Here is a 16,638-nt window from a genome sequence, read left to right on the forward strand (position 1 = left end):
GGAGTGATCACGTGATCAAACGTGTCATGAGCCTGCTGACCGCGTTGTGCGCGGTCGTCGCGGCCCTCGTCTTTCTCCCCGCCGCCACTGCCTCGGCTGCTACGTGCGCCCCGGCCTGGAACTCCTCGTCCGTCTACTGGGGCGGCGGAACGGCCTCGTACAACGGGCGCAACTGGCTGGCGAAGTGGTGGACCCAGAACGAGAGGCCCGGCACCGTCGACGTCTGGGCCGACCAGGGCAGCTGCGGCGGCGGTACGGACCCGGGCGGTCCGAACCCCTCCGGATTCGTCGTCAGCGAGGCCCAGTTCAACCAGATGTTCCCGGGCCGGAACTCCTTCTACACCTACAGCGGCCTGACGGCGGCGCTGAGCGCCTACCCGGGCTTCGCCAACACCGGCAGCGACACCGTGAAGAAGCAGGAGGCGGCGGCGTTCCTCGCCAACGTCAGCCACGAGACCGGCGGACTGGTCCACATCGTGGAGCAGAACACGGCGAACTACCCCCACTACTGCGACACCAGCCAGTCCTACGGCTGCCCCGCGGGTCAGGCCGCCTACTACGGCCGCGGCCCGATCCAGCTCAGCTGGAACTTCAACTACAAGGCAGCCGGTGACGCGCTCGGCATCGACCTGCTCGGCAACCCGTGGCAGGTGGAGCAGAACGCCTCCATCGCCTGGAAGACCGGTCTCTGGTACTGGAACACCCAGAGCGGCCCCGGCACGATGACGCCCCACAACGCCATCGTCAACGGCCGCGGATTCGGCGAGACGATCCGCTCGATCAACGGCAGCATCGAGTGCAACGGCGGCAACCCCGCCCAGGTCCAGAGCCGCATCAACAAGTACCAGGCGTTCGTCCAGATCCTCGGCACGACCCCCGGCGGCAACCTGAGCTGCTGACGTCCGTTGCCCCCACCCGGACGGGGGGCGTGCCCGGCCACGGCCGGGTACGCCCCCCGATTCGGTTTCCGGGGCGCGCGGTTGGCAGGATCACGCACCATGACAACGGACAGCAGCACACCGCCCGCGAGCACCGGGGCCCGGCTCGCCCTGATCGACAGCGTCCTCGCCCTGCCCTTCCCCGCGGGGGAGGAGAGCGAGGACAGCGGCGTACGCAGCAGCGGCCCCGGGCACCACCTTCTGATCCTGCGGGCGAGCCAGGACTTCTGGGACGACCGTTCCCCTGAGCTCGTCGAACCGGCCGAGCAGGAGATCGAAGCCGAATTCAGTGCTGTCGCCACCGCGTTGACGGAGCGGTGGGGCGAGCCGGAGACCGTTGACCTGTGGCCGTACCTGGACCTGGGCGGTCCGGCCCCGGAGCCGATGGGACAGCTCTGCAACCTGGCGGGCAGCATGCAGGTCTGGCGCCTTGTGCCGGGGGAGCCGGAGGGCGGGCAGGACGGTGAGCGCCTTCGCGGGCGGTGGCTGGGCCTGACCGTGGGGCAGGCCGACCCCGAGTTCCCCGTCTGGCTGCTCGCCGCCGTGGGCGAGACCGCGACACTGCCCGCGTAAGGGGCGGGCGGAGTCAGAGCAGCGCCGGCTTCACGGACATCAGCAGGTGCTGGTGATGCAGGGTGCCCTCGCAGCCCGTGACCAACGCGCGCTGGCCGGGCCCCATCAGGTTCAACCGGACCGTCGGCTCCTCCAAGGAGGACAGGGCGTCCAGGAGGTACGCGGGATTGAAGGCGACCGTCATCTCCTCGGCGCCCTCCAGCGTGGCAGGCAGCCGCTGAGAAGCCACGTCGTCCTCGTAACCCGCCTGCAGCAGCACCGAACCGTGCGGTGCCGAGAAGGTCATCTGCAGCGGGCTGCCGCCGTCCGCCACGACGGAGACGCGCTTCACCGCCTCCACCAGCCGGACGCGGTCCGTCACCGCCGTCGCGGGGTCCGCCAGCGCGAACAGCTTGTCGTGGCGCGGCAGCCGGCCGTCCAGCAGGCGCACCGTCGTACGCATCCCGGCGTGCTCGAAGCCGATCGAACCCGTGTCCACGGCAACGCTGACCAGGCCCGACCGGCCCATCGACCGGGCGATCTCGGTCAGTCGGCGGGCCGACACCACGACATCGGCGGCGACATCGGGCGCCGTCGCCTTCCAGGGCAGGGTGCGCACCGCGAAGCGGTACCGGTCAGTGGCCGCCAGGGTCATCGTGGAGCCGTCGAGCCCGAGCCGGATCCCGGTGAGCGTCGGCAGGGTGTCGTCCCGCCCCGCGGCCACCGTCACCTGGGCGACGGCCGCGGCGAACGCGGCGGCGTCCACCGCGCCGCGGACCTCGGGCAGCGGCGGCAGCGCGGGATAGTCGTCGAGCGGCAGCAGCGAGAGCCCGAACCGCGCGCCGTCCCCGGTCACCGTGAACCGTGAGCCCTCCACCGCGCACTCCACGGGTCCGTCGGGGAGCACCTTGCAGATGTCGAGCAGCCGCCGGCCCATGACCAGCACCTTCCCGGTCCGAACGGTCCGAGCCTCCACCTCGATGCGTGCGGAGGCCTCGAAGTCCAGCCCGCAGACGCTCAGCCGGCCGTCGGACACTTCGAGAAGCAGGCCGCCCAGAACGGGCACGGGTGACCGCGTCGGCAGCACCCGGGCCGCCCAGGTCACGGCATCGGCCAGTGCGCCGCGCTCGATGCTGAACTCCATGGCAGGGGCCTCTCGTCCGGTGTACGACACGGTCGAGAAACACGGTAGGCGCCGCCACTGACAATCACCGGTGGACGACGACAGCGACCACCCCCGTGGGCCGCTGCCGCCACGCCTGCCGGCGTCCCCCGGATCCGGGACGCCATGACGTCCCCCGACGTCCCCCGGACGTCCCGGAACACCTCTCGGACTCTATGCGGGCGGGGCAGTTGGACGAGAGCTTCAATTCGCACGGTGAGGGTCTCGCGGGGGTATCAGACCGCACAGCCGAACCGGTACTCTGCACTCCGGTTTTCGGGTACGAGCGGGGGATGTGTGCGCGGGTGGGAACGGGCCGACGACGTCCTGCGGATGTACAGGCTCGCCCGGACAGGCGGATCGGCGGAACTGCTGCGCTGGCTGGCGCACCGCGCCGAGGGCTGGGCCGGACTGCTCGACGGTGACGGCACGGTGCTCCAGGCCGCGGCCGGGACCCCCGGGCAACCCGGCCAGGAGGCCGCCGCCCTCGCCGCCGAGGCCGCCCAGGAGCTGAAGTCCCGCGATGCGCGCGCCTATTCGCTCGACGCGGACCGGTACACCGTGCTGGTGCTCCCCCTCGACGGACAGCCGGAGTACCGCGCCCCGGTTCTCGCCGTCGCCGCCCCCCGGCCGCTGCCCGCCGGGCTGTCCGTGCTGCTCGCCGACGCGCTGATGCCCCTGACACTGGCCTGGGCGGCACAGACCCTCGAACGCAGGCGGCGCCGGGTCGACCTCGCGGAGTCCCGGGGCCGCGAGGCGGTCCTGCACCTGCTCATGACCGGGCAGCTGTCCATCGCCCACCAGGTGGCAGGGGCGCTGCGGCCGAAGCTCCCCGATCCCGTGCGGGTCTGTGTCGTCGAGTGTTCGGAGGGACAGCGCGACGAGGTGGCGCGCGTCTGCGCCGACGGCTCCGGCGGCAGGACGTGGATCGTCCGGTGCCCCGTGTACGCACGTCATCTGATCCTCGTCATGCCGGCGGTCCCGGAAACGGACGCGGCACCGGAGGGCGGGACGCCGAGGGACGGTGCCGCACTGGACCGGACGGTCGCGGAGCTGGTGGGTGACTGCGTCGTGGGCGTCAGCGAGGAAGTGCAGCTGTCCGACACGGCGACGGGGTACCGGCAGGCCTTCCACGCCCTGGCCGTGGCCCGCGGACTCCCCGGCCGGCACGCCCGGTTCGGCTCCTCCCCGGAACCCGCCCTGGTCGTGGGCAGCGCGGGAGCACAGTGGGCCGACGCGCTGCTCGCGCCGCTGCTCGCCTATCTGCCGCGCCGCTCGCAGGACCCCGGGAGCCAGGAACTGGCGGCGACCCTCGCTTCCTGGCTGGCGTTCTCCTCGCACGCCACCCAGCACCTGAAGATCCACCGCAACACCCTCGCCGCCCGGCTCAAGCTGATCGGCGAGCTGCTCGGCCTGGACCTGAACCGGGTCGCGGACCAGGCGGCCCTCGCTCTGGCGCTCAGCATCAGGGCGACCCCCGCGATCGTCCGGCCCGGCCGCCCGGGTGCGCGTCCTGACGGGGCGGCCGGGAACCTCGAAGAGATCCTGCGCGGCCCCGGCATCCAGGACTGGGCGTCCCAGCAGCTGCGCCTCCTCGACCCGGCCGGCCCCACGGCCGAGGAGACCCTGCGCACCTGGCTGCGGTGCGAGGCCCAACTGGGCCACACCGCAGCGGAGTTGGGCATCTCCGTACCTGGGGCACGCAAGCGCCTGACCCGGCTCGAATCCGTGATCGGCCGCTCGCTGCTCCAGACCCCGAGCGCGCGCTACGACCTGTGGCTGGCGTTCAGGGCCGCGGACCTGACGGCGGGTGAGCCGGACCGGACAGGTCCCGGGTCCGGCCCGTGATCAGCCCGTCCTCGTGTACGTGAGGCTCTCGCCGGTGTCCGTGATCTCGCGGCGCAGGGTGCCGTCGGGCAGCAGGGTCAGGACAGTGGGCTTGCCCGGGGTGCACGACGCCATCGGTTCGCCGACCGTGACCGTGGACGGACCGATGCTGACCGGGGAGCCTGAGGAGGGCTCGCTCCGGAGGGGCGCCTGGAAGACGCAGTGGTACGAGCCTCCGGTGTCGAGCGGACCCTCGGCGGTGAGGGACAGCACGGTGTCGCCCACCTCGCCCTGCTGGATGACGAGTTGGCGGGTGGACTGTCCCGAAGCGCTGTCGATGGTGCCCGACCAGGTGCCCAGGTAGCCGGTGGGGACGGCGCCCTCGCCGCTCTTCTCGTCCGCCGAGGGGCTGGGGGACGGCGCCGAGGGCGACGGGGAGGCGGACCGGGACGAGGTGGGCTCGGGGTCCGGGGAGCTTGAGGTGTGCCCGCCGTCGTCCTTCATGAACGCGAACACCGACCAGCCCACTCCGACCGCGACGAGCAGGGCGACCGCGACCAGCAGCACGGTCGAACCCGCGGAGCGGCGGCGCTCCGGTTCGGGGGCGGGAGGGGGCGCGAGGAAGTGGGGCGGGCCGTACGGGGGAGTCGCGCCGTACGTGGGGGTGGGTCCGTACCCCTGGGCGGCCTGCTGCGGATGGCCGTACCCCGGGGCGGCCTGCTGCGGGTAGCCGTAGGCCGGGGGCAGGGGCGTCTGCGGCTGCGGTGGTCCGGGCGGGCCGACCATGGTGGGCTGCGTGTGCACGGGGTGGTTGGGCGGCGCCTGGAATGCCTGACCGGGTGGCAGTCGGGGTGCCTGCACCTGGGCGGGCGGCAGTTGCGGTGTCCGACCGGGTGCCGGCCGAGGCGGCTGTACCTGGCCGGGCGGCAGCTGGGGTGTGGGCGGGGTGGCCGGGGGTACCGGAGGCACCGGGCCTGAGTGGGACGGTGCGGGGCCCTCTTCCGGGTCCTCGGAATCGAGCAGCTCCACCGCGTGCCTGCCGAGTTGGGCGATCAGGGCGCCGGGCAGCCACGGTTCCCCGGTCTCGGGACCGCCCAGGCGCTCCAGGACGCTGTCGGTGGAGGGCCGCGCCGCCGGGTCCTTGGCCAGGCAGTCCTGGATGAGTTCGACCAGGTCCGCGGGGACTCCGGTGAGGTCCGGGGCATCCTGCGCGATCCGGAACATCAAGGCGTGGACCCCGCTGTCCGCTCCGCCGAACGGAAGCCTGCCGGTGGACGCGTAAGCGAGCACGGAGCCGAGGCAGAACACGTCGCACGCCGCGGTCACGCGCTCGCCCCGCACCTGTTCGGGCGCCATGAAGCCCGGGGAGCCGATCAGCGCGCCCGTGCGGGTCAGGCCGCCGTCGGCGACGGTGTCCAGCGCACGGGCGATGCCGAAGTCGATGACCCGCGGACCGTCGATCGTCATCAGGACGTTGGAGGGCTTCAGGTCGCGGTGGATCAGCCCGGCTCGGTGGATGTCCTGGAGAGCGCTCGCGAGCCCGGCGCCCAGGATGCGGACGGTACGCGCGGGGAGCGGACCGTACGCCCCCGACGCGGCCACCGGGGCGCCCGGCACGCCGGAGACGGTGCGCTGGAGCGACGGGCCGGCGACATAACCGGTGGCGACCCACGGCACCGGCGCGTCGATGTCGGCGTCGAGCACCGGCGCGGTCCAGGCGCCGCCGACGCGGCGGCCGGCCAGCACCTCCTGCCGGAAGCGGTCGCGGAACTGCTGCACCTCGGCGAGGTCGGGCCGGACCAGCTTGATGGCGACGGTACGGCCCCGCTCGGAGCGCGCCAGGTACACCTGCCCCATGCCGCCGGCGCCGAGGCGTCCCAGCAGCCGGTAGGCGCCGATGCGTTGCGGATCGCCGGAGCCCAGCTTCTCCATGGTGCGCTTCCTCCCCCGGTCGGTCATGGCAGACCGTGCTTGAGGATAGCTGCGCCCCCCATCCCCTTGCCCAGTTCCCGTTCCGGCCTCAGCCCTCCGGCAGGGGTGTCGCCGACCCGGAGTCCACCGCAGCCAGCGCCTCCGACAGCCGCTCCAGCACCCGTACGGTCTGCGCGAACTCCTCCTCGCCCAACTCCGCGGCCAGCCGTCCGGCGAACTCCGCGTGAGCGGGGCCGATCCGGCTCACCGCCGCGCGCCCCTCCTCGGTGGGCCGGACGAGCTTGGCCCGCCGGTGGGCCGGATTCGGCACGTACTCCGCGAGGCCCCTGGCCACCAGCAGATCCGCGATCCGCTGCACGCTCTGCCGGGTGATCCCCATCGACCGGGCGATCCCCGACACGGGGAGCGGCTCGCCGAGGACCGCACCGAGGACCTGCCACCATGCCGCTGTGAGTCCGGACGGCTTCGCCAGCTCCTCCGCCACGGACAGGAACTGCCCGTTGAGCCTGAACACCCCGATGGCCGTCCGGCTGAACCGGTCCTGGTTCTCGCTGCTCATCCCTGGAGCACCTCGTACGCGCTCGCGTCGGAGTCGTGGAACAGCCGGTACCAGGCGTCCAGCTTCTTCGGCTCGTACACCCCGAGCAGTCCGAAGATCTCGCGGGCGAAGGCCACGGGCTCGGTCGGCCCTGCCGTGACGAGCGCGCCGTGCGAGGCACCGCCGGCATCCGTCACCGCGTCGGCGTCGATGTAGTGCGGGCCGCCCGCGTACCCGGTCGCCGCCAGGTAGAAGGAGACGGCACCCGTGTGGGCCCGGTCGTCGAGCAGACCCTCGCGGGCCAGCCCCGCCGTCGCCCCGCAGATCGCCGCAACGGGAACCCCCGCGTCCAGGAAGGCGCGGGCCGTGCGCGCGAAGGGGGCGAGGCTGTCGCCGGTGTCCCAGAGGGCGGCGCCGCCGAGGATGAGCAGGGTGCTGTCCTCGGGGCGCAGGTCGTCGAGCGCGAGGTCGGGCAGGACGCGCATGCCGCCCATGGTGGTGACCGGGTCGGTGGTGGCTCCGACGGTGCGCACGGTGTGGCCGTTCTGGGTGAGGTGGGCCGTGGCGAAGCCCGGCTCCCAGTCGGCGAGCGTGTCGTAGACGGCGAGGTGGACGGTCGTGCTGGTCATGGTGACCTCCGAAAGGGGATGTGGACCCTCGTGGAACTCTTATGACAGAAGACTGTCATGACGACAGCATGTTGTCAATTGTTGGGAGTGGGGTCTCGGTTCCGGTCTCGAGGGCCGGTTTCGGAGTCCTGGTTCGGAGTCCCGGTTCGGAGTCCGCCCCGAGGTTCGGGTGAGGACCCGACATCCTGCCGAGCCGGGCGCTCCACGCCATACACAGTGGCCATGGAGCACCGCCCCTGCGCCGACCTACCCTCGCCGTATGACCCCTCATGCCTCTCGCGCCCCGTACGTCGACTCCGCCGCCGGTGCGGCCGTGAAGGCCGCCGACCGCGCGCACGTCTTCCATTCCTGGTCCGCCCAGGGCCTGATCGACCCGCTCGCCGTCGCCGGCGCCGAGGGGGCGTACTTCTGGGACTACGACGGAAACCGCTACCTGGACTTCACCAGCGGCCTCGTCTTCACCAACATCGGCTACCAGCACCCCGTCGTCGTCGCCGCGATCCAGGAGCAGGCGGCCAAGCTCACCACCTTCGCCCCCGCGTTCGCCGTCGAGTCGCGCTCCGAGGCTGCACGCCTCATCGCCGAGCGCACCCCCGGCGACCTGGACAAGATCTTCTTCACCAACGGCGGCGCCGAGGCCGTCGAGAACGCCGTCCGCATGGCCCGGCTGCACACCGGCCGTACGAAGGTGCTCTCCGCCTACCGCTCGTACCACGGCGCCACCTCCACCGCGATCAACCTGACCGGCGATCCGCGCCGCTGGGCGTCCGACAACGGCTCGGCGGGTGTCGTCCGCTTCTGGGCGCCGTTCCTCTACCGCTCGCCCTTCTACGCGCAGACCGAGGCGGAGGAGTGCGCCCGCGCGCTGCAGCACCTGGAGGACACCCTCGCCTTCGAGGGTCCGGCGACCGTCGCCGCGGTCATCCTGGAGACCATCCCCGGCACGGCGGGCATCATGACGCCGCCGCCCGGCTACCTCGCGGGCGTCCGTGAGATCTGCGACCGGTACGGGATCGTCTTCGTCCTCGACGAGGTGATGGCCGGCTTCGGGCGCACCGGCAGGTGGTTCGCAGCCGACCACTACGACGTCGTGCCGGACCTGATGACGTTCGCGAAGGGCGTCAACTCCGGATACGTACCGCTCGGTGGCGTCGCGATCAGCGCCGAGATCGCCGCCACCTTCGAGACGCGGCCCTACCCCGGCGGACTCACCTACTCCGGTCACCCCCTGGCCTGTGCGGCGGCCGTCGCGACGATCAAGGTCATGGAGGACGAGAAGGTCATCGAGAACGCCGCACACCTCGGTGAGCACGTCCTCGGCCCCGGTCTGCGCGAGCTCGCCGAACGCCACCCGTCGGTCGGCGACGTCCGCGGTCTCGGCGCCTTCTGGGCGCTGGAACTGGTCCGCAACAAGGAGACACGCGAACCGCTGGTTCCGTACAACGCGACCGGCGAGGCCAACGCCCCCATGGCCGCTTTCGGCGCGGCCTGCAAGAAGAACGGCCTGTGGCCCTTCATCAACATGAACCGCACCCACGCGGTCCCTGCCTGCAACGTCACCGAGGCCGAGGCGAAGGAAGGCCTCGCCGCCCTGGACGCGGCCCTCGCGGTCGCCGACGAGCACACCGTCTGACCAGGTGCGCGCGCAGTCGGGAACGCCCCCACCGGCCGAGCACACATGTAGGAGACACCGAACGGGACGCCGCCCCCGTGCCCGGATCCGGGCACGGGACCTGGCTTAAGGTGACCGGAGTCGAGAACCGGGAGGGGGCGCCATGTGTGCGAGCGGAGGTGTCACCCGCAGTACGCTGCGGCAGCAGATCACCGACGCGCTGCGTGACGAGGTGCTTGCGGGGCGTCTCCAGCCGGGGCTGGAGTTCACCGTCAAGCAGATCGCCGAGCAGTACGGAGTGTCAGCGACGCCCGTCCGCGAGGCGCTCTTCGACCTCTCCGCGCAGGGGCTGCTCGAATCCGATCAGCACCGGGGCTTCCGGGTGCGCCAGTTCACCGTCGCCGACTACCGCTCGATGGTGGAGGCGCGCGCCCTCGTCATAGACGGCGTGTTCCGGAAGATCTTCGACGGTACGGGCTCGGCGCCGGAGGTCCTGGGCGCCCACCGTGACGCCCTGGTCTCCGTACGCCGCCGGGCCGAGGAGGCCGCACGGGCGGCGCGCTACGGCGACCTCGACATCCTCATCGGATACGACCTGCGGTTCTGGCGGGAGCTGGGCACGGTCGTCGGGAACACGTACATCACCGACTTCCTGCACCGGCTGCGCGTGCAGGCGTGGGTCTTCGCCGTCCCGTACCTGCGGGGCGACACCGATGTGCGGGACTGGTTGTGGAACGGCCACCAGGCCCTGGTGGAGGCGATCATCGCCGCGGACGGCGACGAGGTGCGCGCGATCCTCGACGGCTACTACGCGCACGGGCTGAAGTGGGCGGACCGGTTGGCCGCGGACAATCCCCCGCACCCGGGCCGGGGCTGACCCGGGCACTGTGCGCGGGGTTCCGGCCGCATTACGCTGTTCCGACCATCGCAAGAACCCGTTGGAGAGCGAGACTTCGTGGCCTGTGACCTGTGGCTGGTTCCCCTCGTCGATGTGCTGTGCCACAGCCCCGACAATCCGTTCGCCGAAGAGATCGCCATCTACGACAAGGCGCTGAGCGAGGCGGGGCTTCCCCCCGTTCCCGTCTACGCCTACATGCCCGGCCTCACGGGGGACGTCGCCCCGGTCGCCGGCTTCGACTACGACGCACTCCACTTCCTGCGGCGCGCGTATCTGCTCCAGCTGAGCGGGCTCGCCGTCACCCCCGTCGATGAACTGGGCGGGGACTACGAGCAGTTGCTGGAGATGTTCGAGCAGAGCGCACAGCAGTCGCACCTGGTCTGGCACTACGACCACGCCGGGGCGTACGTCCCGGTCGACTTCCCCGCTCCGCTCTCCGACGACCAGCTGCTGGAGGGCGGTGGCCCGCTGGGTTCCTCGCACGGGCTGCTGAGGGAACTGGAGTTCGTCGGCCCGTCCATCGGCATCGACCCGGCGAATCCGCCGGCCGCACCGCTCCCGCCCGCCGGTCCGACCTCGTTGGAGGAGCCGGCCGGCCCGATTCCGTACGACGAGAGTCCGTTCGCGCGCGAGCGGCACGTCTGGCTGGGGCTGCACGCGGCGGCGACCCGCAGCCTCGCGCAGGGCTCGATGATCATCTTCAGCTGACCGGCTGACCGGCTGACCGGCTGACCGTGAGCCGCTCCGCCGGCCCCCGGAGCCGCTCCGGAAGTCCGGTGGAGCGGCTCCCCATGGTCGTCCGGCCGCCGCGCGGGCAGGGTTCAGCGGGGCGGCTCGGGCGGTCGCTGGCGCGGCATGTTCGGCCGGGTCACCGAGGGCATGGTGAGGCGCCCATGCGGTGCCCCCTGCTCAGGGCGCGGGCCCGCCCCGCCCGAGACCAGCGACTGCATCCCCATGGGCGCGGGACCCGCCCGGAACTCCACCATCCAGTCCGCCGTCTCCATGCGCACCAGCTCGGTGACGTCCTCCGAGAACCGTCGCAGGACGCCCAGGCACCGCTCCGCGGCCTCACTGGCCGTTCCCTCGGTGGGCCCGAGCATCTCCCGTACGCACTCCGAGGCCCAGTCGAACTGGAGCACCTGCAGGCGCCGCTGCACGGCCTGTGCCGTCGCGAGGTTCCTTATCCATCCCGAGGTCAGTCCGAAGTACCGGTCGCACGCCATGCACGCGGCGCCCAGCAGCAGCGACAGATAGCCCCAGCCGGCCGACCCGGTCAGCTCCCCGGTCAGATCGAGCAGCGGGAGGGCGGCGCCCGCGACCACCCCGGCCGTCGTGCCGAACCGCAGGAGCCTGGCGGCGCGGCGCTTGCGGATCCGGTCACGCAGGTACCAGTCGGCGGTGTCCAGGGCGCCCGCCTCGACCCAGCGGTAGAGCTCGTCGAGCCGTTCCGCGGGTTCGCCCCAGTCGCCGAGGGGGAAGGCGCGGCCGGTCAGGTCCCGGGAACCCGCACCGTAGCGCGAACCGGACGGCTCAGTTCCGGTATCTGCACCGGATCCGCCGGACTCCTTGCGGTGCGGCCCCTCGGGCTGCATCTCCGGCTGACTCACCGGGGCACTCCTCTGCACTCTGCGTTCGGCGCGTATCGGCGCATGACTACGCGGATCGGCACGGTTCCGGACACGGTCGGGGCGGACTCCGGCATATGACGGGGGCCCCGCTCGTGTAACTCTGCGTTACCTGTGATGTGCGTGTGCGTACGGATACGCATGCCCTTCCTACCGCCGAATGGTGGGGCATGGGGTCGAAATCGCGGGATTCCCGCGTGCACACGGCCTCTGGTCAGGTATAGGAGTGCGGCAGGCCATTTCCGGAACTCACTCGAAAGAGTTGGTCCCCGACGGGTGGGGCGCTGCGTCCGGGGAGCACGTAGGCTCGGCGTACCGAAACAATTCGTCGTCGAAATGCCAGGAGTGACAGTGATTCCCGGTGGTGGCCAGCCCAATATGCAGCAGCTGCTCCAGCAGGCCCAGAAGATGCAGCAGGATCTCGCGGAGGCCCAGGAGGAGCTGGCGAGGACCGAGGTCGAGGGGCAGGCGGGCGGCGGTCTGGTGAAGGCCACCGTGACCGGGTCCGGCGAGCTCCGCGCCCTGGTGATCGACCCCAAGGCGGTGGACCCGGAGGACACGGAGACACTCGCGGACCTGGTGGTGGCCGCGGTGCAGGCGGCGAACGAGAACGCCCAGCAGCTCCAGCAGCAGAAGCTGGGCCCGCTGGCGCAGGGCCTGGGCGGCATGCCCGGTCTCCCCTTCTGACCTCCACGCGGGACCTGGGGCTACCCGGGTGTACGGGCTACGGTACGAGCACGAATAGGGAAAGGCTTTTCCGTTGTACGAAGGCGTGGTTCAGGAGCTCATCGACGAACTGGGCAGGCTGCCCGGCGTCGGCCCCAAGAGCGCGCAGCGGATCGCCTTCCACATCCTGCAGGCGGAGCCCACCGACGTACGCCGTCTCGCCCATGCCCTCCTCGAGGTCAAGGACAAGGTCCGCTTCTGCGAGATCTGCGGCAACGTCGCCCAGCAGGAGCAGTGCGGGATCTGCCGGGACGCGCGCCGCGACCGCACGGTCATCTGCGTGGTCGAGGAGCCCAAGGACGTCGTCGCGATCGAGCGGACCCGTGAGTTCCGGGGCCGGTATCACGTCCTCGGGGGCGCGATCAGCCCGATCGAGGGTGTCGGCCCCGACGATCTGCGCATCCGGGAGTTGCTGGCCCGGCTCGCGGACGGCTCCATCACGGAGCTGATCCTGGCGACGGACCCCAACCTGGAGGGCGAGGCCACCGCGACGTACCTGGCGCGGATGGTCAAGCCGATGGGCCTGCGGGTGACGCGGCTGGCCAGCGGCCTGCCGGTGGGCGGCGACCTGGAGTACGCGGACGAGGTCACCCTCGGCCGCGCGTTCGAGGGGAGGCGGCTGCTCGATGTCTGACGGCGGTTTTACGTACGGCGACGCTATGTTCTACCCACCGTTCGCGACCGTGCCCACGGGAGGTCTCCTCGATGTCTGACGCCACGCTGAACTCCGTCACGCAGGACCCGGACGACTTCGCCGTCCAGATCGCGGACCAGATCAAGACGTTCATCGTCGCGGTCACCGAGGTGTCCAAGGCCGAGGAGCCGGAGGCGGCCGTCCCCGTCCTGCTCCTCCAGGTCTCCCAGCTCCTGCTGGCGGGCGGCAGGCTCGGCGCGTACGAGGACATCCTCCCGGACGAGCGCTACGAGCCGGATCTCGGCCCCGAACCGGACGCCGACGGCCTGCGCGAGCGCTTCGCGGCCCTCCTGGAGCCGATCGACATCTACTCCGAGGTCTTCGACCCGTACGAGCCCCGTAAGTCGCCCGTCCCGCACCGCATCTCCGACGACCTGGCCGACCTGGTCACGGACCTCGGCCACGGCCTGGCCCACTACGAGGCGGACCGTACTGCCGAGGCCATGTGGTGGTGGCAGTTCTCGTACTTCTCCAACTGGGGCTCCACCGCGTCGGCGACCTTGCGCGCCCTCCAGTCCCTGATCGCCCACATCCGGCTGAACCAGCCCCTCCAGGAGCTCGACGGCCTGGACACGGACCAGGACCCGGGCGAGGACGACCTGGCCGAGGAGGCGGGCCGTGTGATGGCGGAGGAGATCGCGGGACCACTGGGGCTGCGGCCGGTCAAGTGACGCCGGGCCACTCCTGTGGCCTGGGACACAAACAGGCGTGCCGGGCAGGGCACGTGGGCAGCAGACGGATACGAGCAGTCCGGAGCGACACGCCGGACCATCTGGTGGGCGGGACATCTCACCATCTGGTAAGAGCGGGTCGATTCCGGACTGCTCGTTAAACTGAGCCGACCGCAACATTATTGAGCGAGGAGCGCACGTGGGCCTTGTCGTGCAGAAGTACGGAGGCTCCTCCGTAGCCGATGCCGAGGGCATCAAGCGCGTCGCCAAGCGAGTCGTCGATGCCAAGAAGAACGGCAACCAGGTGGTTGTCGTGGTGTCCGCGATGGGCGACACGACGGACGAGTTGATCGATCTCGCCGAGCAGGTATCCCCGATGCCTGCCGGGCGTGAGTTCGACATGCTGCTGACCGCCGGAGAGCGGATCTCCATGGCCCTGCTGGCCATGGCGATCAAGAACCTGGGCCACGAGGCCCAGTCGTTCACGGGCAGCCAGGCCGGCGTCATCACCGACTCGGTCCACAACAAAGCGCGCATCATCGATGTCACGCCGGGCCGCATCAGGACCTCGATCGACGAGGGCAACATCGCCATCGTCGCCGGGTTCCAGGGCGTGAGCCAGGAGGGCAAGAACATCACCACCCTCGGCCGCGGCGGGTCCGACACCACCGCTGTCGCGCTGGCCGCAGCGCTGGACGCCGAGGTCTGTGAGATCTACACCGATGTGGACGGTGTCTTCACCGCCGACCCCCGTGTCGTGAAGAAGGCCCAGAAGATCGACTGGATCTCCTTCGAGGACATGCTGGAGCTGGCCGCGTCCGGCTCCAAGGTGCTGCTGCACCGCTGCGTCGAGTACGCACGCCGTTACAACATCCCGATCCATGTGCGCTCGTCCTTCTCCGGACTGCGCGGCACCTGGGTCAGCAACGAGCCGCAAGGGGACCAGCAGGTGGAGCACGCCATCATCTCCGGAGTCGCCCACGACGTCTCCGAGGCCAAGGTCACGGTCGTCGGCGTGCCGGACAAGCCCGGCGAGGCCGCGGCGATCTTCCGTGCGATCGCGGACGCCGAGATCAACATGGACATGGTCGTCCAGAACGTCTCCGCCGCGTCGACCGGTCTGACCGACATCACCTTCACGCTGCCCAAGGCGGAGGGCCGCAAGGCCATCGACGCCCTGGAGCGCAGCCGGGCGGGCATCGGCTTCGAGTCGCTGCGCTACGACGACCAGATCGCCAAGATCTCCCTGGTCGGCGCCGGTATGAAGACCAACCCGGGCGTCACCGCGCTGTTCTTCGAGGCGCTGTCCGACGTCGGCGTGAACATCGAGCTGATCTCGACGTCCGAGATCCGCATCTCGGTGGTCACCCGGGTCGACGACGTCAACGAGGCCGTGCGCGCCGTGCACACCGCCTTCGGTCTCGACAGCGACTCCGACGAGGCTGTCGTGTACGGGGGCACCGGCCGATGACGCAGCGCCGCCCTTCGCTCGCGGTCGTAGGCGCGACCGGGGCGATCGGTGGCGTCATGCTCCAGATCCTCTCCGAGCACGCGGATGTCTGGGGCGAGGTGAAGCTGATCGCCTCTCCGCGTTCGGCCGGCCGCAAGCTGGTCGTACGCGGCGAGGAGACGGAGGTCCTCGCGCTCCGCGAGGACGTGTTCGACGGGGTGGACGTGGCCCTGTTCCTCGTGCCGGACGAGGTGTCCGCGCAGTGGGGCCCGATCGCCGCGTCGAAGGGTGCCGTGGTCATCGACGACTCGGCGGCGTTCCGTCTGGACGACGACGTGCCCGTGGTCGTCCCCGAGATCAACCCGCATGCCGCGCGGCTGAGGCCGCGCGGCATCGTCGCGTCCCCGAACTGCACGACGCTGTCGCTGATCGTCGCGGTCGGCGCGCTGCATGCCGAGTTCGGGCTGCGGGAGCTGATCGTCTCGTCCTACCAGGCGGTGAGCGGCGCGGGCCGCGACGGCGTCGCCGCGCTCCGGGAGCAGCTGTCGCTGGTGGCCGGCACGGAGCTGGGCACCCGTCCCGGCGACGTACGCCGGGCGCTGGGCGACGGGGAGAAGAGCCCCTTCGCGGCCCCTGTCGCGCTGAACGTGGTGCCGTGGGCGGGCACCGACGCCGGGGGCGGCTGGTCGTCCGAGGAGCTCGCGATCCGCCGGGAGTGCCGCAAGGTCCTGGGCCTGCCGGAACTGAAGGTCACGGCGACCTGCGTGTACGTCCCCGTCATCGCGACGCACTCCATGTCCGTCCACGCGCGCTTCGAGAGCGAGGTGGCGGTGGACCGGGCGCACGAGATCCTGGCGACCGCGCCCGGAGTGGTGCTCTTCGACAGTCCTGCGGCCGGCGACTTTCCCACGCCGTCCGATGTAGTGGGCACCGACCCGACCTGGGTGGGGCGGGTGCGGCAGTCGATGGACGATCCACGGGCCGTCGAGATGTTCCTCTGCGGAGACAACCTCCGAAAAGGTGCGGCTCTCAACGTGGCGCAGATCGCCGAAGCCGTGGCCAAGGAATTCCCTCGGGTCTGAGCGAACCCGTTTTGTAGGATCTGTGTACGCCCTGTGACCAACTTGCTGGTCTGAACCTCTTGAGCTGGGGCATTGCCATATCCGACGATGATCTCCTGGCCCCCTGCAACCGCTAGCCGGATGCGGCGCGTCTATGCCGTCACTTCTTGCGTGGCTGGATGCGTTTTCGGGGCATTTGGGGAAGAGCAGGTACGAATGAGGGCATGTCGCACAGCATCGAACGCGGTGCCGTTGGCGTACAACCCTGACGGGGGGAAGCGTGTCCAACTGGCGTGGCAGAGGTTCTCGACATCACAGTGGTG

General features: G+C 71.0%; 16 protein-coding genes. 11 read left to right on the top strand and 5 right to left on the bottom strand.

The features are described 5' to 3' along the window. Nucleotides 1-11 precede the first annotated feature (11 nt). Entirely contained in the window at nt 12-899 is an 888-nt protein-coding gene (locus tag OG844_RS28075; RefSeq protein ID WP_351173878.1) for a glycoside hydrolase family 19 protein, read from the top strand. A 99-nt stretch (nt 900-998) separates the two neighbouring features. Then, the gene (locus OG844_RS28080; protein ID WP_406394014.1) at nt 999-1,511 is read left to right on the top strand and encodes a hypothetical protein; all 513 of its coding nucleotides are present in this window, start codon (nt 999-1,001) and stop codon (nt 1,509-1,511) included. Nucleotides 1,512-1,524: 13 nt separating this feature from the next. On the opposite strand, the gene dnaN is transcribed toward OG844_RS28080, so the two are convergent. Then, entirely contained in the window at nt 1,525-2,634 is a 1,110-nt protein-coding gene (dnaN, locus tag OG844_RS28085) for a DNA polymerase III subunit beta (RefSeq protein WP_406394015.1), read from the bottom strand. A 351-nt stretch (nt 2,635-2,985) separates the two neighbouring features. Here dnaN and OG844_RS28090 point away from each other — a divergent pair, with 351 nt between their 5' ends. Next, nucleotides 2,986-4,500: a helix-turn-helix domain-containing protein gene (locus OG844_RS28090; protein WP_406396282.1), complete on the top strand. Its 1,515-nt coding sequence runs from the start codon at nt 2,986-2,988 to the stop codon at nt 4,498-4,500. On the opposite strand, the gene OG844_RS28095 is transcribed toward OG844_RS28090, so the two are convergent. The 3 genes from OG844_RS28095 to OG844_RS28105 all read right to left on the bottom strand — a co-directional run bounded on the left by OG844_RS28095 (nt 4,501) and on the right by OG844_RS28105 (nt 7,578). Then, nucleotides 4,501-6,411 carry a protein kinase domain-containing protein gene (locus OG844_RS28095; protein WP_406394018.1) on the bottom strand — a complete coding sequence of 637 codons (1,911 nt, stop codon included), beginning with the start codon at nt 6,409-6,411 and terminating at the stop codon, nt 4,501-4,503. 88 nt (nt 6,412-6,499) lie between these two features. Next, the gene (locus OG844_RS28100; RefSeq protein ID WP_406394020.1) at nt 6,500-6,970 is read right to left on the bottom strand and encodes a MarR family winged helix-turn-helix transcriptional regulator; all 471 of its coding nucleotides are present in this window, start codon (nt 6,968-6,970) and stop codon (nt 6,500-6,502) included. Further along, on the bottom strand, nt 6,967-7,578 hold the full coding sequence (locus OG844_RS28105) for a DJ-1/PfpI family protein (RefSeq protein ID WP_406394022.1): 612 nt from the start codon (nt 7,576-7,578) through the stop codon (nt 6,967-6,969). Before OG844_RS28105 ends, OG844_RS28100 begins: the two co-directional genes overlap by 4 nt. A 259-nt stretch (nt 7,579-7,837) precedes the next feature. On the opposite strand from OG844_RS28105, the gene OG844_RS28110 reads away from it, so the two are divergent. From OG844_RS28110 to OG844_RS28120, 3 genes are all read left to right on the top strand, one after another. Further along, on the top strand, nt 7,838-9,211 hold the full coding sequence (locus tag OG844_RS28110; protein ID WP_406394024.1) for an aspartate aminotransferase family protein: 1,374 nt from the start codon (nt 7,838-7,840) through the stop codon (nt 9,209-9,211). A gap of 142 nt (nt 9,212-9,353) precedes the next feature. Then, on the top strand, nt 9,354-10,067 hold the full coding sequence (locus OG844_RS28115) for a GntR family transcriptional regulator (protein WP_406394025.1): 714 nt from the start codon (nt 9,354-9,356) through the stop codon (nt 10,065-10,067). Between the two features lie 78 nt (nt 10,068-10,145). Beyond that, on the top strand, nt 10,146-10,796 hold the full coding sequence (locus OG844_RS28120) for a hypothetical protein (RefSeq protein ID WP_383186113.1): 651 nt from the start codon (nt 10,146-10,148) through the stop codon (nt 10,794-10,796). A gap of 113 nt (nt 10,797-10,909) precedes the next feature. Here the strand turns inward: OG844_RS28120 and OG844_RS28125 are convergent, their stop codons facing one another. Then, nucleotides 10,910-11,695, bottom strand: a complete 786-nt coding sequence (locus OG844_RS28125; RefSeq protein ID WP_406394027.1) for an SLATT domain-containing protein — start codon at nt 11,693-11,695, stop codon at nt 10,910-10,912. A gap of 369 nt (nt 11,696-12,064) precedes the next feature. On the opposite strand from OG844_RS28125, the gene OG844_RS28130 reads away from it, so the two are divergent. From OG844_RS28130 to OG844_RS28150, 5 genes are all read left to right on the top strand, one after another. Continuing rightward, on the top strand, nt 12,065-12,400 hold the full coding sequence (locus OG844_RS28130) for a YbaB/EbfC family nucleoid-associated protein (RefSeq protein ID WP_277329769.1): 336 nt from the start codon (nt 12,065-12,067) through the stop codon (nt 12,398-12,400). A gap of 73 nt (nt 12,401-12,473) precedes the next feature. Continuing rightward, on the top strand, nt 12,474-13,073 hold the full coding sequence (recR, locus tag OG844_RS28135; RefSeq protein ID WP_031090791.1) for a recombination mediator RecR: 600 nt from the start codon (nt 12,474-12,476) through the stop codon (nt 13,071-13,073). 71 nt (nt 13,074-13,144) lie between these two features. Continuing rightward, nucleotides 13,145-13,804, top strand: coding sequence for a DUF5063 domain-containing protein (locus tag OG844_RS28140; RefSeq protein ID WP_406394029.1), 660 nt, complete (start codon nt 13,145-13,147; stop codon nt 13,802-13,804). 199 nt (nt 13,805-14,003) lie between these two features. After that, nucleotides 14,004-15,275, top strand: coding sequence for an aspartate kinase (locus tag OG844_RS28145; RefSeq protein ID WP_351173913.1), 1,272 nt, complete (start codon nt 14,004-14,006; stop codon nt 15,273-15,275). Then, complete coding sequence (locus tag OG844_RS28150) at nt 15,272-16,336, top strand: aspartate-semialdehyde dehydrogenase (RefSeq protein WP_406394031.1); 1,065 nt, start codon at nt 15,272-15,274, stop codon at nt 16,334-16,336. The genes OG844_RS28145 and OG844_RS28150 overlap by 4 nt, the downstream gene beginning before the upstream one ends. Nucleotides 16,337-16,638 lie beyond the last annotated feature (302 nt).

The sequence above is a fragment of the Streptomyces sp. NBC_00887 genome, from assembly GCF_045207585.1.